The organism is Ferranicluibacter rubi (assembly GCF_011603255.1).
GTDB classification, from domain to species: domain Bacteria; phylum Pseudomonadota; class Alphaproteobacteria; order Rhizobiales; family Rhizobiaceae; genus Ferranicluibacter; species Ferranicluibacter rubi.
Window position 1 is genome coordinate 117,466 of the sequence record NZ_JAANCM010000001.1, and the last position, 18,533, is coordinate 135,998.

The following is an 18,533-nucleotide window of genomic DNA, read 5'->3' on the forward strand; positions in this document are numbered from 1 at the left end:
AAGCTTTCGCGAAGCTTGTGATCCGGGACATTTCCGGCGGCGTACGTCTCGACGAACAAAGAACCGAGAGCGCGCGCCATGCACAGATTCCTTCTCTCCATCAGCCTGTTACTGGCCTCCGGCAGCACCGCAGCCGTTGCGGCCGGCATGACCGAGGCCGACATCCGCGACAAGATCATCGGGCGCACGATCTATCTCGAAGCGCCGATGGGCGGAGAGTTTCCGCTGAACTACCGGACGTCAGGCGTGGTGGATGGGGATGGCAAGGCGCTTGGGATCGGCAAGCTGATCCAGCCGAGCGACACCGGCAAATGGTGGATCGCCGACGACAAGCTCTGCCAGCAGTTCACTACCTGGTACAAGGGCGCGAAGATGTGCTTCGACCTGACCGCAACCGGCGCCGACAAGGTGAAGTGGGTGCGCGACAATGGCGAGAGCGGCATGGCGCGGATCGGCAACTAGGATTGCTTTCAATGCCGCAGGCGTATCCGGGCGACGGTGTCGTCGCCCGGCGTCCGCACATTAAAGGGCGGCGATAACGATGACTTCGACCAGGTATTCCGGGGTCGCGAGCTTGGCTTCGCCCGTGGCGCGCGCCGGCGTGTTGCCCTGCGGTGCCCACTTGTCCCAGACGGCATTCATCTTCGGGAAGTCGGCCATGTCGGCCAGCCAGATGGTGGCGTTGAGGATGCGGGTCTTGTCGGTGCCGGCCTGTTCCAGCAGGCGATCGACCGAGGCCAGAGCCTGGCTCGTCTGGGTTGCGACGTCGTCGCCGGCATTGCCGACCTGGCCGGCGAGATAGACCGTGCCGTTGTGAACGACGGCCTGGCTCATGCGCGGGCCGGTCTCGAAGCGTGTGATATCCATGGTGAAATTCCTCTTGCTCGAATGCGTTGACGCCGAAGCGCAGACGCATCGGGGCTTACAGGAGAACAGGCCTCAGGAAAACCTTCCGGCTGAAAAGTTCGTCGCGTTCCCGCGTTTAAACCGGCGCAGGTGACGGGGGGAATTCGAGCCGCACGCGCGTCCCCTCCCCGGGACGCGAGTCAACCGTCAGCGCGGCGTCGTGCAGTTCGGCGATGCGCTCCACGATCTTCAGGCCGACGCCGAGTGCGTCCGAACTCTTGATCCGCCCGCCGTCGAGGATGTGGCTGGGGGAGCGTCCGAAGCCGGGGCCATCGTCGGCCACCTCCAGCAGGCCCGTCTCCGCCGTGCGCACCGAGATGCGCGTGCCCTTCGGCGTGTGCTTGACCGCGTTCTCGACGAGGTTGCTGATGGTGTTTTCGACCAGTGCCGGCACGGCGCGGATCTCGCCGCCGCCCTCCTCCACGAATTCGAGCGTGCGACCGCTGTTGAAGACGAAGGGCGCGAGCTGGGCGACGACATCGCTCGCAAGCCCCGCCAGCGACACCGGCTTGAACGAGGCGGCATCGACCACGTCGAGCCTGGCGAGCGAGGTCAGCTGCTCCAGCATGTGAGTCAACGCCTCCAAGTCCTTTTCGGCCTTGCGCGCACGGGGGTCGTCGATCCGCTCCAGCTCCATGCGGACGACGGCGACCGGCGTTCGGATTTCATGAGCGATGGAGGTGGAGAATATTTTTTGCGCCTGGATGAGGTCGGCGACGCGCACCAACAGCCGGTTGACCGCATTGGCGAAATTGGCGATCTCGCGCGGCATGCCCTCCGTCGAGAGCGGATTGAAGGCCGCACGCGGATCGATGGCGTCTGCCGCCTTGCCGGCTTCGACCACCGGCTTCAGCGCGCGCCGGACGGAGAGAATGGTGGCGCCGGCGACGAGACCGAACATCAGCGGCATGGGGATGATCAGATGATCCCGCAGCTCGTGCAGCAGCACGCTGGTGACGAAGCCGTGGGGATCGCGCAGGACCGCAAGCTCGACGAACACCTCCTGTGTCCCGAACCGGAACGAGCGCCCACCGGCGACGCTGAGCGGCTTTCCGGGCGCGATCTCGCGCTGCCAGAAGGTCGGCGGGTTGATTTCGATCGGCAGGAAGTGGCGCTGGCAGAGCGCCTCGCAATTGGAAAACAGGACTTCGCCGGCGGAGGTGCGGACCCGGACGAAGATATCGCCGTCAGTCTCGTCCTCGCGCATCGTATAGCGTTCGGCGAGCGCCGGCGGCATCTGGAAGGAGATGCGGTCCTTGGCGACGACGATGCCTTCGGCCAGCGTTTCCGCCTCCTGCCCGATGAGAAAGCCGCCGAGATCGGCATCGTTCGACCAGTATTCGGCCAGCACGATGCCGAACTCCAGCATCATGGCGAGCACCGTGAAGGTGACGATGCGTAGCGAGACGATGCCGATCAGGGAGCGATCCCGCACGGCGTTCATGGCGCGGCCTGCAGCATGTAGCCGACGCCCCGCACGGTGACGAGATCGGCGCCGGTCTCAAACGGCAGCAGCTTCTTGCGCAGGCGCGACACGGCAAGCTCCAGCGCGTTGGCGGTCATCTCCTCGCCGAATTCCGACAGCGCCAGTTCCAACTTGCGCTTCTGCACCACCCGGCCGGCATCGCGCATCAGCAGTTCGGCCAGCGCCCGCTCGCGCGGCGGCAGCGCGACGATGGTACCGCTGCAGGAAAGCTCCGCCATGGCGGGATCGTAGCGCAGATGGCCGCATTCGAGCACCGGCTGCAACGATGTTGGGCTGCGCCGCAGCATGGCGCGGCAGCGCGCCAGGAACTCGCGGTGGTGGAACGGCTTGACGAGGTAATCGTCCGCGCCCGCATCCAGGCCCTCGATCCGCTCCTCGATCGACCCGCGCGCCGTGATGACGAGGACCGGCAGGTCCTTATAGGTCTTGCGGATCTGGCGCAGCAGTTCGAGCCCGTTGCCGTCGGGCAGGCCGAGATCGAGCAGGATGAGGTCATGCTCGCGTAGCGTCAGCGTCACCGTGGCGTCGGCGATCGTCGTCACGACATCGAGGCGCCAGCCGGCATCGCGGACGGTTTCGCCCAGAAGCTCGGCGAGCCGGGGACTGTCTTCAACCAGCAGCAGCCGCATGCATCTGTCTCACATGTTGGAAAAGCGGATCTGGAAACACGCCGACCGTATCAGCTTTTGTGCCCCGCAACAGCGCCTCCCGCATCATCGTTGCGGGCCGTTGCTCATGGAGGCCGCGACGACGTCGCCGGTCATCGGGTCCATGACGACATCGGCCTGCAGGCGGCGCGCCGTCAGGGCCTCGATCTCGTAGCAGGAGCCGATGACTTGGACATGCCGGATATCGGGATAACCCGCGGCCACGGCCTTGCGGGAGATCGCCTCGCGGCTCATCCAGTGCGCCTGCGGTTCCCGCGTGCAATCCGCCTTCGGGCCACCAGCGAGCGCCGTGCCCGCGGGAAGTGCGAGGTGCAGAAGAGGAAGCACAAGACGGAGCAGGCGGCGCATCAGCAATCTCCAAGGGCGAACCGCTGGAGATATGCCGATGTCTTGCCGTCATCCGCCTGTCAGAAGCCGATCGAACGTCAACCTGCCGGGACGGAAGGCGGAGCGTCATCAAGCGGGTGGTAGCAGGCGAAGCGATGATCGGCCGGGCCGTCGAGCGCGGGCATCTTTTCGCGACAGAGATCCGTCGCACGCCAGCAGCGGGGGTTGAACGGGCAGCCGCTCGGGGGGTTGAGCGGCGACGGCAGCTCGCCCTGCAGCTGGATGCGCTGGCGCTTGCCTTCCGGATTGGCGACCGGGGTCGCCGACAGGAGGGCTGCGGTATAGGGGTGCTGCGGGTTGGTGAACACGCTTTCCGCCGTCCCTGTTTCCACCGGGCTGCCGAGATACATGACCATGATGTCGTCTGCGATGTGGCGCACCACGGACAGGCCATGCGAGATGAAGAGGTAGGCAAGTCCCATCTCCTTCTGCAGATCCATCAACAGGTTGAGCACCTGCGCCTGGATCGACAGGTCGAGCGCGGACACCGGTTCGTCCAGCACCAGCACCTTCGGCCGCAGCATCAGGGCGCGGGCAATGGCGATGCGCTGGCGCTGGCCACCGGAGAACATATGCGGGTAGCGGTCGTAATGCTCGGGCCGCAAGCCGACCTTGCGCATCATCTCCTCCACCTTGGCCCGGCGCGTGGCTGCGTCGTCGGTGGTGTTGATCTTCAGGGGCTCTTCCAGCAAGGACCCGACCTTCTGGCGTGGGTTGAGCGAGCCGTATGGGTTCTGGAAGACGATCTGCACGAGGCTGCGCAGCGAGGCATCGCCGACGCGGGCCGGCTTGCCGTCGATCAGCAGTTCGCCACCGCTCGGATCCTCGATCATGGTGACAAGGCGGGCGAGCGTGGACTTGCCGCAGCCGCTTTCGCCGACCACCGCCAGCGTGCGGCCGGAATGGAGCGAGAAAGATACGCCGTTCAACGCACGCACGGTCGCCGCCGGTTTGAACATGCCGCGGGAGACGGAATAGAAGCGCTGGAGGTCGTGGCCCTCGAGGACGGGTCTGGATGCGGTCTCGCTCATCGCGTGCCCTCCCCTGCAAGCTCGACGGTCATCGTCGGGTGGTTCTGCGGAATACCTTGGATAAGCGGATAGTTGCATAGCGCGCGGCCGAGCTCGGGGCCCTGACGCATAACGGAGCGCGAACAGAGATCGGTGGCGAAGGCGCAGCGCGGCGAGAACAGACAGCCTTGCGGGCGATCATGCTGGCCCGGCACGACGCCGAGAATGGAGGGCAGACGCTCGCCGATCTGCGCGCGTTCGGGAAGCGACGCGAGAAGGGCCGCCGTATAGGGGTGATGCGGATCGCGGAAGAGCGCCTTGACCGGCTGCTCCTCGACCTTCTGGCCGGCATATTGCACCTGCACACGCTCGGCGGTTTCCGCGACCACGCCCATGTCGTGGGTGATCAGCACCAGCGCCATGCCGTTTTCCTTCTGCAGGCGAACGAGCAGGTCGAGGATCTGGGCCTGGATGGTCACGTCGAGCGCCGTCGTCGGCTCGTCGGCAATCAGGAGCTTCGGATTGCAGGAGAGTGCCATGGCGATCATGACGCGCTGGCTCATGCCGCCCGACATCTGGTGCGGGAAGTTCGACAAGCGGTCTTCCGGAGAGGGAATGCCGACGAGCTTGAGAAGCTCGATCGAGCGGGCGCGGCGCGCGGCGCGGTCGAGGCCCATGTGGATGCGCAGGCTTTCGCCCAGCTGAAAGCCGACCGTGAAGCACGGATTGAGGCTCGACATCGGCTCCTGGAAGATCATCGCCATGTCCTTGCCGATGATCTTGCGCCGGTTGCGGGGCGAAAGTTTCAAGAGGTCCTGGCCGTTGAAGGCCATGCGGTCGGCGGTGATCTTCGCGGTCCAGGGCAGAAGGCCCATGACGGCGAGCATGGAGACGGACTTGCCGGAGCCGCTTTCGCCGACGATCGACAGGATTTCGCCGGTGTCGCAGGTGAGCGAGACGCCATCCACCGCACGGAAGGTGCCGGTGGAGGTCTGGAACTCAACGGTGAGGTTCTGGATATCGAGAAGCGGCATCAGGACCTCTTCAGTTTGGGATCGAGCGCATCGCGCAGGCCGTCGCCCATCAGGTTGATGGCGAGAACGGTGATGAGAATGGCAAGGCCGGGGAAGGTGACGACCCACCAGGCGCGCTGGATGAATTCGCGCGCTTCGGCAAGCATCGTGCCCCATTCCGGCGTCGGTGGTTGGGCGCCCATGCCGAGGAAGCCCAGCGCCGCAGCGTCGAGGATGGCGGCGGAGAAGGCGAGTGTCGCCTGCACGATCAGCGGCGCCAGACAGTTCGGCAGGATGGTGACGAACATGATGCGTAGCGTGCCGGCACCCGCGACCTGGCTACCGATGACGTAGTCCTTGTTGCGCTCCGTCATGACGGAGGCACGCGTCAGGCGCACGAAATGCGGCAGGTTGACGAGCGCGATGGCGATCATGGCGTTGACGAGGCCCGGGCCGAGCACGGCGACGAGCACAAGCGCCAGCAGAAGCGACGGGAATGCGAGGATGATGTCCATCAACCGCATGATGATGGTGTCGGTGGTGCCGCGGAAGAAGCCGGCGACGAGGCCGATCAATACGCCCGCCACCACCGACAGTGTGACGACGATGAGGCCGACGAACAGCGAGAAGCGCGCGCCGTACATCAGGCGGGTCAGGATATCGCGGCCGACAGGATCGGTGCCGAGAAGATACTCGGCGCGGCCGCCTTCGGCAAAGACCGGCGGCAGCAAAAGGACGTCGCGGTTCTGGATGATCGGATCATGGGCGGTCAGCAGTGGCGCGAAGATCGCCATCAGCAGGATGATCACGAAGATGCCAAGACCCAGCACGGCGCCGCGATTGCTGGAAAAATAGAACCAGAACTCGGCAAAGCCTGAGGGCGGCGCCGACGGGGTGGCGGCAGCTGCCGCTGCGGGGGATACGGATTTGGTTTCGACAGATGACATCGGTCGCGTCTCCTATCGCCGGATGCGGGGATTCGCCCAACCGTAAAGAAGGTCGACGATCAGATTGACGAACATGATCACGAGCGTGATCATCATGAGGCCGCCCTGCACGACGGCATAGTCGCGCTTGAAGACGCTATCGACCATCCACTTGCCGATGCCCGGCCAAGAGAAGATGCTCTCGGTCAGGATCGCGCCGCCGAGCAGCACGCCGATCTGCAGGCCGATGGTGGTGATAACCGGGATCATGGCGTTGCGCAGCGCGTGCACGCCGATGATGCGGAACGGCGACATGCCCTTGGAGCGGGCGGTGCGGACGTAGTCTTCGCTCAGCACTTCGAGCATGGCAGAGCGCGTCTGGCGCGCGATGACCGCGAGCGGAATGGTGGCGAGCACGATCGTCGGCAGGATCATGTGGCTGACGGCGGAGCTGAACGCGCCTTTCTGGCCGGACAGCAGACTATCGATCAGCATGAAGCCGGTGACGGGCGGGAAGAAATAGAGGAACGAGATGCGGCCCGAGACGGGCGTCCAGCCAAGCGTTCCCGAGAAGAAGATGATGAGCAGCAGACCCCACCAGAAGATCGGCATGGAATAGCCGACGAGTGCCGTGCCCATGATGGTCTGGTCGAGCCAGGTGCCGCGCTTGACCGCCGCCACCACGCCTGCCGGGATCCCAAGACAGATCGCGAGGATGATGGCACAGATCGCAAGCTCCATGGTCGCCGGAAACAGCGTCATGAAGTCATCGATGACAGGGCGCTTGGAGATGATGGAGCGTCCGAAATCGCCCTGCAGCAGGCCGGTGAGATAGTCGAAATACTGGACATACATCGGCCGGTCGAGGCCAAGCTCCGCCATGATCTGCGCATGCCGTTCCGGCGCCATGACGCGCTCTCCGGAGAGCAGCATGACGGGATCGCCGGGAAGCAGGCGGATGAAGGAGAAGGCGATGATGGAAACCCCGACGAAGGTCGGGATGAGGACGGCGAGCCGCCCGAAAATGAAGCGCAGCATGAGCGTTCCGTAAGATTGCAAAACCGGCGGCCCGAAGACAATCGGACCGCCGGAGACACCGCGGATGCGGCGGACGTGGCGATTTTATTCGGCGATATCAACGCCGTCGAAGCGGTGGATGCCGAGCGGATCCTGAACGTAGCCCGAGACCTTCTTGTTCATCGGCATGAAGACCAGGGAGTGGTCGATCGTGTTCCAGGGCGCTTCCTTCTTGAAGACGAGCTGGGCCTGCTGGTAGAGCTTGGTGCGCTCTGCCTGGTCCGGCGTCAGCTTGGCCTTCTTGACGAGGTCGTCGAACTCCTTGTTGCACCACTGCGCACGATTGTTACCGCCAACCGCGGTGCAGCCGAGCAGCGTGTCGAGGAAGTTGTCCGGATCGCCATTGTCGCCGGTCCAGCCGAGGATGACCGCGCCGTCGCGGGCCTTGTCGGAGGAGAGCTTCAGGTATTCGGCCCATTCGTAGGAGACGATTTCGACCTCGACGCCGATCTTGGCAAGGTCGGCCTGCATGAGTTCGGCCGCACGGCGGGCGTTCAGCATGTAGGGACGCGACACGGGCATGGCCCAGATCTTCATCTTGAGGTTGGAGACGCCGGCGGCTTCGAGCGCCTTCTTGGCGGCTTCCGGATCGTACTTGTCGTCCTCGACGGCGTCGTTATAGGACCACATCGTCGGCGGGATCGGGTTCTTGGCAACGGTCGCGGCGCCCTGGAAGACGGCATCGACGATCGCCTGCTTGTTGACGGCCATGTTGAGCGCCTTGCGCACTTCCGGCTTGTCGAACGGTGCAACCAGCGTATTGTAGGCGAGGTAGGAGACGTTCAGCCCTTCTTCCTTGAGGACCGTGAGGTTCTCATCCTTCTGCAACTCGGAAACGTCGGCTGCATTCGGATACGGCATGATGTGGCATTCGCCGGCCTTCAGCTTCTGCGCGCGCACGGCGGCATCCGTCGTGATGGCGAAGACGAGATCGTCGATCTTCTGCTTGCCGCCCCAGTAGTCGGGGTTCGCCTTGTAGCGGATGGCGGCGTCGGCCTGGTAGGCGACGAAGGTGTAGGGACCAGTGCCGAGCGGCTGCTGGTTCATCATCTCCATCTTGCCGTCGGCCTGCAGCTTGTCGGCATATTCCTTGGAATAGATGGAGGCGAAGTCCATGCCGAGGTTGGCGAGGAACGGCGCTTCGGACTTGTTGAGAACGAACTTGACGGTGAGGTCGTCGACCTTCTCGATGGACTTGATCAGCTCGGGAAAGCCCATGCCGCTGAAGTATTCGTAGGTCGCGCCGGCGACATACTTGTTCCACGGATTGTCGGCCTTGTACTGGCGCTCGAACGAGAAGATGACGTCGTCGGCATTCAGCTCGCGGGTCGGCGTGAAGAAGTCGGTGGTCTGGAACTTGACGCCCGGGCGCAGCTTGAACGTATATTCGGTCCCGTCAGCCGACATTTCCCAGCTCTCGGCCAGGCCCGGCTCGATTTCCGTGCTGCCTTTCTTGAACTCGACAAGACGGTTGTAGACCGTGCGCGAGGAGGCATCGAACGTGGTGCCGGCCGTGTAGAGCGCGGAGTCGAAACCTTCGGGCGAGCCCTCGGAGCAATAAACCAGCGTCTTCGACCAGGCACTGCCGGCCATCAGCGTCACGACAGCCGTCGCCGCGAGAAGAGTAGAGAGCTTTTTCATCACCGTTTTCCCAGTTTTCTTGTGTTCTCTTGAAACATTCTTATTCGCAAATGATCCGGATCGCAGCCGCAACCGGTCAGACCGGAAAGGAACGACATTTGCTGCGGCAATGCAATAACCCGCTCCATTCTTTTGTCCAGTTGGAAAATTTATCCAAGATATAAGACATCTACGCGACGTCATTCCGGATCTCCGACCTTGCGATGCGCGCGCTTTGCTGTCCGAGCCTTGTCGTCCGTGGAAAGGGTCGGCGTGCCACGCGAGAGATCGCTTCATGTCCGGAAGGCGCACGGCGTTTCCCATTTCGAGCGGGTTTCACCTTTTTTAGGGGAGTTGCCAAGCGCGAATTGCCCGCTAAGCTAGTATTCCGGGAGCCAGGGGGGCATCATCGACGTGGGCGCGTTGCTGGAAAGTTGCAGACGCTACGATTTTCAAAAGGATCTTGAGAAAGCGCTCAACCGCGTCGATTTCTTCCGGATTTTCCACATGCTGGCGCTCGGCGCCGGGTTCGATCACTTCGGCGTGTTGCAGCTCGGCCAGGAGGCCGAACCTGCTCTTCTGACCACGCGACTGGTGCTGCACGACCTGCCGCCCGGGCTGACGGAGGAGTATGACCGGCGCTACAGGCTTTCCGATTGCCTGCTTCTCAAGAGCCTTCACGCATCCACCGTGCCTTCCGTATGGTCGGCCTCCATGGACGACGCCGCGACCTCGAATGCCGGGACGGATTTCCTGGCGCAGATCGGCTTCGACCTTGTGGCCTGCGTGCCTGTCCACAGCATCGTCGGCACGCGCTATGTCGTGCTCTATTTCGGGGATAACGACGACATCGATCGTACCTGCCACGTCGAGCTCTGTTACAACTCGATCACGGCGTTCGACTATTTCTATCGGTTCGTGCTGGCAACGCGGGCGGGAATGGGGCTGACGGCGCGGGAGACGGAAATTCTCCGGTGGATTTCACATGGAAAGACGGCGAGCGAAATTGCCCTCATCGTCTCGGTTTCCGAACACACGATCAACTCGCATACGGCGACGATCCTGAAAAAACTGGATGTCGTCAATCGGACGCAAATGGTTGCCAAGGCCATCAGGGAACAAATTATCCAATGATCGTATTTGGGGCGATCGAGCCCCGAAAGATATAAAACGACAATTATTTTAGATATTTAGAGATAACGGAACATTCATGTCGATGCCCACACCTGTTCAAATTCTTCTGATCGACGACGAACCTGCCGAGCATGTGATCCTCCGGCGGCTGATGAGCAAGGTTCAGGCCTTCGCCATCCAGCTGCATTACTGCGAGACGATCGAAGCGGCCCTGCCCCTGCTCGAGCGGGGCACGCCTGTCTCCATGGTGCTGGTCGACAACCGGCTTCCGCCGCATGGCGACTTCCGCGATACGGTGCCGCAGATCCGCCAGAAGGGCTTCATCGGCCCCGTCGGCGTGATCTCCGGCTCGCTGGACGACGCGTATTTTCAGTCGTTCCAGGAATTCGGCGTCGATTTCCGCCTCGACAAGGCAGAGCTCGACCCGACCGCCATCGAATTTCTGCTGCAGGAATATCTCGTGAAGTCCTGAAACGAAAACGACGCGTCTGCTGCTGGAGACGCGTCGTTCCTTACTCGACGTGTGCCGGTCTTCCGGAGAGGCTGCCCTCAGGCAGCCGTCTGGGGCTGTGCCGCCGGAGCGACGTAGGGAAGCGGGTCGATGCCGAGCAGGAAGTTGATCTGCGGACGTGACTTGACCAGATCGTCGATCGAATATTGCGAGAGCACGTCGAAGAAGGCGTTCAGCGCCTTGCGCAAGGCCGTGTTCAGGCCGCAGCTGTCGACCAGCGGGCAATCCACTTCGCCGGCATCGAAGCATTCCGCCATCGAGAAGCTGTCTTCCGTCACCTTGACGACATCGAACAGGGTGATCTGCGAAGCGGGCTTGGGCAGGCGCACGCCGCCATTGCGACCGCGAACCGTTTCCACGAGGCCGGCCTTGTTCAGCGGCTGGAGAATCTTGAACAGAAACAGCTCGGACACGCCATAGGCCCTGGCGATTTCCGGGATGCGGCTCAGATGCCCTTCGTTTGCAGCACAATACATCAGGATGCGAACGGCATAGTTGGTCTGCTTGGTCAGGCGCATTCTTCACTCCGATGCTCGGACGCAGGCGAATCCCAGATCGCCACTCCCTGTCTTCCCTACATATAGAACGCCTGCCAGTTTGGAACAATTCCAAAAAGAAGAAATGTCGAGAAAGATGCTCATGAAAAAAGGGCCCCTTGCGAGGGCCCTTTCACGACAGTCACAAAAGACGGAAATTACTTCATCGTCGGCATGACGAATTCGGCGCCGTCCTTGATGCCGGAAGGCCAGCGGCTGGTGATCGTCTTGGTGCGCGTCCAGAACCGGATCGAGTCCGTGCCGTGCTGGTTGAGGTCGCCGAAGGACGAGGACTTCCAGCCGCCGAAGGAGTGGTAGGCGAGCGGAACGGGGATCGGAACGTTGACGCCGACCATGCCGATGTTGATGCGGGAGGCGAAGTCGCGGGCCGCATCGCCATCGCGGGTGTAGATCGCGACGCCATTGCCGTATTCGTGCTTCATCGGCAGGTCGAGCGCTTCCTCGTAGGTCTTGGCGCGGACGACAGAGAGGACGGGGCCGAAGATCTCGGTCTTGTAGATGTCCATATCCGGCGTGACGTTGTCGAACAGGCAGCCACCGACGAAATATCCGTCCTCATAACCCTGCAGCTTGAAGCCGCGGCCATCGACGACGAGATTGGCACCGGCTTCCACCCCCTTGTCGATCAGGCCGAGAATGCGGTCGCGCGCTTCCTTGGTGACGACGGGCCCGAGATCGGCCTTGTCGTCGGTATAGGGGCCGATGCGCAGGCTCTCGACCATGGGCGTCAGCTTCTCGATCAGCCGGTTGGCGGTTTCCTCACCGACGGGAACGGCAACGGAGATCGCCATGCAGCGCTCGCCGGCCGAGCCGTAGCCGGCGCCCATCAGGGCGTTTGCAGCCTGGTCGAGGTCGGCATCCGGCATGATGATCATGTGGTTCTTGGCGCCGCCGAAGCACTGGGCGCGCTTGCCGTTCATGGCCGCGGTGCCATAGACGTAGCGGGCGATCGGCGTGGAACCGACGAAGGAGACGGCGGAGATATCGGGATGCGTCAGGATCGCATCGACCGCGCCCTTGTCGCCATTGACGACGTTGAGGATGCCGGCGGGCAGGCCTGCCTCGATCATCAGTTCGGCGAGGCGGATCGGCACGGACGGATCGCGCTCGGACGGCTTCAGGATGAAGGCATTGCCGCAGGCAATCGCCGGGGCGAACATCCACATCGGGATCATGCCCGGGAAGTTGAACGGCGTGATGCCGGCGCCGATGCCGACCGGCTGGCGGATCGAGTACATATCGATGTTCGGGCCGGCGCCTTCGGTGAACTCGCTCTTCGACAGATGCGGGATGCCGATGACGAATTCGCAGACTTCGAGACCGCGGACGATATCGCCCTTGGCGTCATCGATGGTCTTGCCGTGCTCACGCGAAAGCAGTTCCGCAAGCTCGTTCATGTTGTCGTTCAGGAGCTGGACGAACTTCATGAACACGCGGGCGCGGCGCTGCGGGTTGGTCGCAGCCCATTTCGGCTGGGCAGCCTTGGCGTTCTCGACGGCTGCTGCCAGTTCCGCGTCGCTGGCCAGCGCCACCGTGCCCTGCACTTCGCCCGTTGCCGGATTGAAGATATTGCTCGTGCGGCCGCTGGTGCCGGCAACCGTCTTGCCGCCGATGAAATGACCGATCTCGTACATGGCTGTCTCCTCCAGATTGTCGTTGCTGTTGGCGCGACGATCGCACTACAGTCTACACAAATCAACGTGCGAAATTCAGGAACTGTTGTGCAGAAATCGACACAAGACAGGCTGATGCCGTGAACTGGGACGATGTGCGGATGTTTCTCGCCGTCGCCCGAACGGGGCAGATCCTCTCGGCATCCAAACGGGTGGGCGTCAACCATGCGACGCTCAGCCGACGGGTGACGGCGCTGGAGGAGGCGCTGAAGACACGGCTGCTCGTGAGGCGGACCAATGGCTGCGAGTTGACGGCGGAGGGCGAGGTGTTCTTTCACGCCGCCGAGCGGATGGAGACGGAGATGCTGGCGGCGCAGGCGCATGTCGGCCGGGTCGATACGGCGGTCGCAGGCACCGTGCGGATCGGGGCGCCGGACGGTTTCGGCGTGTCGTTTCTCGCGCCGCGTCTCGGGCGGCTGACGGCCCGTTTTCCGGCCCTGCGCATTCAGCTGGTGCCGGTGCCCCGCTCCTTCTCGCTGTCACAGCGCGAGGCGGATATCGCCATCACGCTCGAGCGGCCGGAGCAGGGTCGGCTCGTCTCGTCCAAGCTTACCGACTACACGCTCGGCATCTACGCGTCCGACGCCTATCTGCAGGAGAACGGCACGCCCGAGAGCATCGAGGCGCTGAAGCGGCATCGGCGGATCGGCTATGTCGAGGATCTTCTCTGGACGGCCTCGCTCGACTTCACCGGCGAAGTGATGCGCAACTGGGATGCGGGCTTCGAGATTTCGAGTGCGACGGGGCAGACGGAGGCCGTGCGATCCGGCGCCGGCATCGGTATCCTGCACAATTACATCGCGCGTCAGCATGGCGAATTATGCCGTATCCTGCCCGATGCGACGATCCGGCGGGCGTACTGGACGACCTATCACGAGAGCGCGCGGGACCTGCTGCGCGTGCGGACCGTGGTCGATTTCCTGCAGGAACTCGTCGCTGCGGAGCATGCGATCTTCATCTGAGGGGTTCGGGGATCAGCGGAGGACGGGGATCATCATGGCAATTCCGACCGTGCCGGCCGGAATTGCCAGATTAGCTTCGCACGTCATGCACTTCATCCACCATTGTTTTCGAGCTGCGCATCATGCGCCTCGGTTCTCCATCGAACAGAACGACTTTAGCGGCGCAAACGTGAACGGGATCTTAACACGGCCCTGTCCGGCGTGCAGCGCGACGTGAAAGGTTAATACCTGTTTAACGCACTGCCGTGATATCTCGGGAGAACGCCCCGATTTTTATGCGGGTTCTACGCCGAGAGTTCTTTCATCACCCGACGGAATCGATCCGATATCCGGTCGCGCGCATGATGGCGCCCTGACGTCACCTGCCGCTTGCCGGCGACCCAGACGCTGTCCGGCCGGGTGCCGTTGGCAAACAGCCAGGCATCGAGCACGGCATCGTGGCGCGCGCCGCTATCGGGCATCGACAGCGAAACGAAATCGGCCGGAGCACCCGCCACGAGCCCGAACGGAGAGGCCGCACTGAGCGCGATGGCGCCGCCGGCCCCCGCAGCATCGAACAGGGCGCGTCCCGTCGATTGGCCGGCTGCCGCCATGACGTTGCGGGAGCGGTGCAGGAGGCGCTGGGAATATTCGAGCTGGCGCAGTTCGTCGGGCAGGCCGATCAGGACGTTGCTGTCCGAGCCGATGCCGAAGCGGCCACCGGCCGCACCGAAGACGGTGGCATTGAACGTGCCGTCGCCGAGATTGGCCTCGGTGATCGGGCAAAGGCCGGCAATCGCGCCGCTCTTCGCCATGCGCTTCGTCTCGTCATCGGTCATATGCGTCGCATGAATGAGGCACCAGCGCGGATCGAGCCCGACATGGTCGAGAAGCCATTCGACCGGGCGCGCACCGGACCAGGCAATGCAGTCCTCCACCTCCTTCACCTGCTCGGCGACGTGGATATGGATTGGCCCCTCCCCGGCCATGTCAACGACCGCCGCGATCTCCTGCGGCGTTGCCGCACGCAGGCTGTGCGGGGCGACGCCAACGCGCGACGCAGGCAGGCTGGCCACAGCTGCGCGGCATCCCTCCAGCAGGCGGGCGAAGCTGTCGAGCGTATTGATGAAGCGTCGCTGGCCTTCGCTTGGCGCCGCACCGCCGAAGGTGGAATGGGCGTAGAACACCGGCAGAAGCGTCAGGCCGATCCCCGTTTCGGATGCGGCAGCAGTGATGCGCACGGCCATCTCGGCGATATCGGCATAGGGGCTGCCATCGATCGCGTGGTGCAGATAGTGAAACTCGCCGACGCGGGAGAAGCCCTGTTCGAGCATTTCCATATAAAGCTGGGCCGCGACCGCCTCCACCTGCTCGGGCGTCATCGTCAGGGCGAAGCGATACATGACGGTGCGCCAGCTCCAGAAGCTGTCGGCGCCGGGACCGCGCACTTCGGCCAGCCCCGCCATGCCGCGCTGGAAGGCGTGGCTGTGAAGGTTTGACATACCAGGGACGAGGACGGCGTGGCGCTCCTCGCCGGCAACCGGCTTGGCATCGGCCTCGACGGATACGATGCGACCGTCGGCAAGCGAGATCCGGATATTGTCATGCCAGCCGTCCGGCAGGAGGGCCGATGCCGCGAAGATCGTATCCGTCTTTCCCGTTACCTGTCCCGTCACTGCCTGGCTTTCCATCGCTCTGCTCCCGATATTGGCCGCGCCGCAGCTTCAGAATGAGGCTTGCGCTCCGTTATCATTTGTATATACATAATGACGAGCGAAGGAAAGGCGGGAAAAGCAATGTCTTCCATGAAGTCCCCATCGGCAGTGTTGGGCATCTCGGCCTGCGACACGCTCTGGCAAAATGCCCAGCTTGCCACGCTCGACCCCACCTTGCCCGGCCTTGGCCTCATCGAACAGGGTGCGATTGCCGTTTCGAAGGGCCGGATCGTCTATGCCGGGCCGGAAGCGGACCTTCCCTTTCCGCACGCTGCTGCCGGCTATGTCGTCGACTGCGGCGGGCGGCTGATCACGCCGGGGCTGATCGATTGCCATACGCATCTGGTCCATGCCGGCGACCGGGCGAACGAATTCGAGATGCGGCTGGCCGGCGCAACGTACGAGGAGGTTGCGCGTGCCGGCGGTGGCATCGTTTCCTCCGTGCGGTCGCTGCGGGAGGCGAGCGAGGACGACCTCGTCGCGCAATCCCTGCCCCGCCTCGATGCGCTGATGGCCGAGGGCGTGACGACCATCGAGATCAAGTCTGGCTATGGGCTGGACCTTGCCCATGAACGCAAGACGCTACGGGCTGCGCGCCGGCTCGGCGCTCTTCGCGACGTCACCGTGCGCACGACCTTTCTCGGCGCCCATGCCCTGCCGCCCGAGTTCAAGGGCGACAGCACGGGCTATATCGCCAAGGTTGCCGACGAGATGCTGCCGGCGCTTGCTGCGGATGGCCTTGCCGATGCGGTGGATGGGTTCTGCGAGGGGATCGCTTTTTCGCCGGACGAGATGCGGCGCGTGTTCAATGCCGCGCAGGCCCATGGCCTGCCGGTCAAGCTGCACGCGGATCAGCTTTCCAACCTGCATGGCGCATCCCTTGCTGCCGAATATGGCGCGCTGTCGGCCGATCATCTGGAATATACCGATGCGGCCGGGGCGCAGGCGATGGCGGCGAGCGGCACGGTGGCCGTCATCCTTCCCGGTGCCTTCTACTTCATCCGAGAAACAAAGAAGCCGCCGATCGATCTCTTCCGGCAGGCCGGCGTCGCGATGGCGATCGCCACCGACAACAATCCGGGCACATCGCCGTTGACCTCCCTGCTCCTGACCATGAACATGGCCGCGACCCTGTTCGGCATGACCGTGACGGAGTGCATTGCCGGCGTGACACGCGAGGCGGCTCGGGCGCTGGGGCTCGTCGACGAGGTGGGAACGCTGGAAGTCGGCAAGCGGGCCGATCTCGCCATCTGGTCGGTAACCCGCCCCGCCGAACTCGTCTACCGCATGGGGTTCAACCCGCTCCATGCCCGCATTTACAACGGACACTGATGGCGCGGGCCAAGCCCCGCCAGACCTTTAGGACTTCGCCATGACGCTTGTTCTGCAGCCGGGCTCCGTGCCCCTTTCCACCCTTGAAACGCTCTACTGGACCGGCGAGCCTGCCCGGCTCGATCCCTCCTTCGATGCAGGCATCGAGAAGGCTGCGGCGCGCATCGCCGAGATCGCCGGTGGCAACGCGCCCGTCTACGGCATCAATACGGGCTTCGGGAAACTGGCGAGCATCCGCATCGATGCCGCCGATGTCGCCACACTTCAGCGCAACCTCATCCTATCGCATTGCTGCGGCGTCGGCGAACCGCTGGCCGACAACATCGTCCGGCTGATCATGGCGCTGAAGCTCGTCTCGCTCGGTCGCGGTGCCTCCGGCGTGCGGCTGGCGCTGGTACGGCTGATCGAGGCCATGCTGGAAAAGGGCGTCATTCCCGTCATTCCGGAAAAAGGCTCCGTCGGCGCATCCGGCGATCTCGCGCCGCTCGCCCACATGGCGGCGGTGATGATGGGCGAAGGCGAGGCCGTCTTCGAGGGCGCACGGCTCGACGGGCGCACCGCGCTGGAGCGGGCCGGGCTTGCTCCCGTGGTTCTCGCGGCCAAGGAAGGTCTGGCGCTGATCAACGGCACGCAGGTTTCGACAGCGCTGGCGCTGGCCGGCCTCTTCCGGGCGCATCGCGCCGCGCAATCGGCACTGATCACCGGCGCGCTTTCGACCGATGCGGCCATGGGCTCTTCGGCACCGTTCCATCCCGATATCCATACGCTGCGGGGCCATCGGGGCCAGATCGATGCGGCGGCGGCACTTCGCGGCCTGCTTGCGGGCTCGGTGATCCGCGAAAGCCATATCGAGGGCGACGAGCGGGTGCAGGACCCCTATTGCATCCGCTGCCAGCCCCAGGTGGACGGCGCCTGCCTCGACCTGTTGCGCTCCGTCGCCCGCACGCTGGAGATCGAAGCCAATGCGGTGACGGACAATCCGCTCGTGCTCTCCGACAACTCCGTCGTCTCCGGCGGCAATTTCCATGCCGAGCCCGTGGCGTTTGCCGCCGACCAGATCGCTCTTGCGGTCTGCGAGATCGGGGCCATTGCCCAGCGGCGCATCGCGCTTCTGGTCGATCCCGCCCTCTCCTACGGCCTGCCGGCCTTCCTCGCGAAAACGCCGGGGCTGAACTCCGGCCTGATGATCGCCGAGGTGACGTCGGCCGCGCTGATGAGCGAGAACAAGCAGATGTCGCACCCGGCCTCCGTCGATTCGACGCCCACCTCCGCCAATCAGGAGGACCACGTGTCCATGGCCTGCCACGGCGCGCGGCGGCTCTTACAAATGACGGACAATCTCTTCTCCATCATCGGCATCGAGGCGCTGACGGCGGCGCAAGGCATCGATTTCCGTGCTCCGCTGGTGTCGAGCCCGGAGCTGTCCAACGTTATCGCCGCCATCCGCACCGTCGTGGCGACGCTCGAAACCGACCGCTACATGGCGACAGACCTCAAGGCCGCGCGCGACATCGTGGCCGATGGCCGGTTGAACGCTGCGGTATCCCACGGCATCCTGCCGGTTCTGGAGGCCTGAC

The 18,533-nt window shown here is 63.7% G+C and carries 18 protein-coding genes; 6 read left to right on the top strand and 12 right to left on the bottom strand.

The features are described 5' to 3' along the window. Positions 1-78 precede the first annotated feature (78 nt). The gene (locus G8E10_RS00570) at positions 79-462 is read left to right on the top strand and encodes a hypothetical protein (RefSeq protein ID WP_167125960.1); all 384 of its coding nucleotides are present in this window, start codon (positions 79-81) and stop codon (positions 460-462) included. A gap of 60 nt (positions 463-522) precedes the next feature. Here the strand turns inward: G8E10_RS00570 and G8E10_RS00575 are convergent, their stop codons facing one another. The 9 genes from G8E10_RS00575 to G8E10_RS00615 form a co-directional block, all read right to left on the bottom strand. Then, positions 523-867, bottom strand: a complete 345-nt coding sequence (locus G8E10_RS00575; RefSeq protein ID WP_092932278.1) for a RidA family protein — start codon at positions 865-867, stop codon at positions 523-525. 115 nt (positions 868-982) lie between these two features. Then, on the bottom strand, positions 983-2,350 hold the full coding sequence (locus G8E10_RS00580; RefSeq protein WP_167125963.1) for a sensor histidine kinase: 1,368 nt from the start codon (positions 2,348-2,350) through the stop codon (positions 983-985). Continuing rightward, positions 2,347-3,021, bottom strand: a complete 675-nt coding sequence (locus G8E10_RS00585; RefSeq protein WP_167125966.1) for a response regulator transcription factor — start codon at positions 3,019-3,021, stop codon at positions 2,347-2,349. The genes G8E10_RS00580 and G8E10_RS00585 overlap by 4 nt, the downstream gene beginning before the upstream one ends. Positions 3,022-3,105: 84 nt before the next feature. Next, positions 3,106-3,408: a PepSY domain-containing protein gene (locus G8E10_RS00590; RefSeq protein WP_167125969.1), complete on the bottom strand. Its 303-nt coding sequence runs from the start codon at positions 3,406-3,408 to the stop codon at positions 3,106-3,108. 77 nt (positions 3,409-3,485) lie between these two features. Further along, a complete protein-coding gene (locus G8E10_RS00595) occupies positions 3,486-4,478 on the bottom strand; it encodes a peptide ABC transporter ATP-binding protein (protein WP_167125972.1) in 993 nt (330 codons plus the stop codon). Continuing rightward, positions 4,475-5,491, bottom strand: a complete 1,017-nt coding sequence (locus tag G8E10_RS00600; RefSeq protein ID WP_167125975.1) for an ABC transporter ATP-binding protein — start codon at positions 5,489-5,491, stop codon at positions 4,475-4,477. The genes G8E10_RS00595 and G8E10_RS00600 overlap by 4 nt, the downstream gene beginning before the upstream one ends. Beyond that, on the bottom strand, positions 5,491-6,417 hold the full coding sequence (locus G8E10_RS00605) for an ABC transporter permease subunit (protein WP_110799974.1): 927 nt from the start codon (positions 6,415-6,417) through the stop codon (positions 5,491-5,493). The genes G8E10_RS00600 and G8E10_RS00605 overlap by 1 nt, the downstream gene beginning before the upstream one ends. Before the next feature lie 12 nt (positions 6,418-6,429). Further along, complete coding sequence (locus G8E10_RS00610) at positions 6,430-7,434, bottom strand: ABC transporter permease subunit (RefSeq protein WP_167125978.1); 1,005 nt, start codon at positions 7,432-7,434, stop codon at positions 6,430-6,432. 84 nt (positions 7,435-7,518) lie between these two features. Further along, positions 7,519-9,114, bottom strand: coding sequence for an ABC transporter substrate-binding protein (locus G8E10_RS00615; protein ID WP_110799976.1), 1,596 nt, complete (start codon positions 9,112-9,114; stop codon positions 7,519-7,521). 486 nt (positions 9,115-9,600) lie between these two features. Between G8E10_RS00615 and G8E10_RS00620 the strand changes: the two genes are divergently transcribed. Then, entirely contained in the window at positions 9,601-10,227 is a 627-nt protein-coding gene (locus G8E10_RS00620; protein WP_167125981.1) for a helix-turn-helix domain-containing protein, read from the top strand. Between the two features lie 76 nt (positions 10,228-10,303). After that, positions 10,304-10,699, top strand: coding sequence for a response regulator (locus G8E10_RS00625; RefSeq protein WP_132446285.1), 396 nt, complete (start codon positions 10,304-10,306; stop codon positions 10,697-10,699). Positions 10,700-10,776: 77 nt separating this feature from the next. Here G8E10_RS00625 and rirA read toward each other — a convergent pair whose 3' ends face one another. Together rirA and G8E10_RS00635 are read right to left on the bottom strand one after the other, a co-directional pair. After that, entirely contained in the window at positions 10,777-11,256 is a 480-nt protein-coding gene (gene rirA / locus G8E10_RS00630; RefSeq protein WP_110726892.1) for an iron-responsive transcriptional regulator RirA, read from the bottom strand. Positions 11,257-11,432: 176 nt separating this feature from the next. After that, positions 11,433-12,929, bottom strand: a complete 1,497-nt coding sequence (locus tag G8E10_RS00635) for a CoA-acylating methylmalonate-semialdehyde dehydrogenase (RefSeq protein ID WP_132711386.1) — start codon at positions 12,927-12,929, stop codon at positions 11,433-11,435. A gap of 119 nt (positions 12,930-13,048) precedes the next feature. Here G8E10_RS00635 and G8E10_RS00640 point away from each other — a divergent pair, with 119 nt between their 5' ends. Next, on the top strand, positions 13,049-13,930 hold the full coding sequence (locus G8E10_RS00640; protein ID WP_132446281.1) for a LysR family transcriptional regulator: 882 nt from the start codon (positions 13,049-13,051) through the stop codon (positions 13,928-13,930). A gap of 284 nt (positions 13,931-14,214) precedes the next feature. Here the strand turns inward: G8E10_RS00640 and G8E10_RS00645 are convergent, their stop codons facing one another. Then, positions 14,215-15,600, bottom strand: coding sequence for a formimidoylglutamate deiminase (locus tag G8E10_RS00645; protein WP_167125984.1), 1,386 nt, complete (start codon positions 15,598-15,600; stop codon positions 14,215-14,217). 114 nt (positions 15,601-15,714) lie between these two features. Here G8E10_RS00645 and hutI point away from each other — a divergent pair, with 114 nt between their 5' ends. Together hutI and hutH are read left to right on the top strand one after the other, a co-directional pair. After that, positions 15,715-16,956 carry an imidazolonepropionase gene (gene hutI / locus G8E10_RS00650; RefSeq protein WP_167127058.1) on the top strand — a complete coding sequence of 414 codons (1,242 nt, stop codon included), beginning with the start codon at positions 15,715-15,717 and terminating at the stop codon, positions 16,954-16,956. A gap of 40 nt (positions 16,957-16,996) precedes the next feature. Continuing rightward, positions 16,997-18,532 (top strand): histidine ammonia-lyase, encoded by a 1,536-nt coding sequence (hutH, locus tag G8E10_RS00655; protein ID WP_167125987.1) that lies wholly within the window; start codon positions 16,997-16,999, stop codon positions 18,530-18,532. Position 18,533 lies beyond the last annotated feature (1 nt).

Coding starts and splice junctions, on each gene's coding strand:
- G8E10_RS00645 (WP_167125984.1), bottom strand. CDS start 15,600: ATGGAAAGCCAGGCAGTGACGGGACAGGTAACGGGAAAGACGGATACG.
- G8E10_RS00570 (WP_167125960.1), top strand. CDS start 79: ATGCACAGATTCCTTCTCTCCATCAGCCTGTTACTGGCCTCCGGCAGC.
- G8E10_RS00625 (WP_132446285.1), top strand. CDS start 10,304: ATGTCGATGCCCACACCTGTTCAAATTCTTCTGATCGACGACGAACCT.
- rirA (WP_110726892.1), bottom strand. CDS start 11,256: ATGCGCCTGACCAAGCAGACCAACTATGCCGTTCGCATCCTGATGTAT.
- hutH (WP_167125987.1), top strand. CDS start 16,997: ATGACGCTTGTTCTGCAGCCGGGCTCCGTGCCCCTTTCCACCCTTGAA.
- G8E10_RS00635 (WP_132711386.1), bottom strand. CDS start 12,929: ATGTACGAGATCGGTCATTTCATCGGCGGCAAGACGGTTGCCGGCACC.
- G8E10_RS00605 (WP_110799974.1), bottom strand. CDS start 6,417: ATGTCATCTGTCGAAACCAAATCCGTATCCCCCGCAGCGGCAGCTGCC.
- G8E10_RS00600 (WP_167125975.1), bottom strand. CDS start 5,491: ATGCCGCTTCTCGATATCCAGAACCTCACCGTTGAGTTCCAGACCTCC.
- G8E10_RS00590 (WP_167125969.1), bottom strand. CDS start 3,408: ATGCGCCGCCTGCTCCGTCTTGTGCTTCCTCTTCTGCACCTCGCACTT.
- G8E10_RS00585 (WP_167125966.1), bottom strand. CDS start 3,021: ATGCGGCTGCTGCTGGTTGAAGACAGTCCCCGGCTCGCCGAGCTTCTG.
- G8E10_RS00610 (WP_167125978.1), bottom strand. CDS start 7,434: ATGCTGCGCTTCATTTTCGGGCGGCTCGCCGTCCTCATCCCGACCTTC.
- G8E10_RS00575 (WP_092932278.1), bottom strand. CDS start 867: ATGGATATCACACGCTTCGAGACCGGCCCGCGCATGAGCCAGGCCGTC.
- G8E10_RS00615 (WP_110799976.1), bottom strand. CDS start 9,114: ATGAAAAAGCTCTCTACTCTTCTCGCGGCGACGGCTGTCGTGACGCTG.
- G8E10_RS00580 (WP_167125963.1), bottom strand. CDS start 2,350: ATGAACGCCGTGCGGGATCGCTCCCTGATCGGCATCGTCTCGCTACGC.
- G8E10_RS00595 (WP_167125972.1), bottom strand. CDS start 4,478: ATGAGCGAGACCGCATCCAGACCCGTCCTCGAGGGCCACGACCTCCAG.
- hutI (WP_167127058.1), top strand. CDS start 15,715: ATGAAGTCCCCATCGGCAGTGTTGGGCATCTCGGCCTGCGACACGCTC.
- G8E10_RS00620 (WP_167125981.1), top strand. CDS start 9,601: ATGCTGGCGCTCGGCGCCGGGTTCGATCACTTCGGCGTGTTGCAGCTC.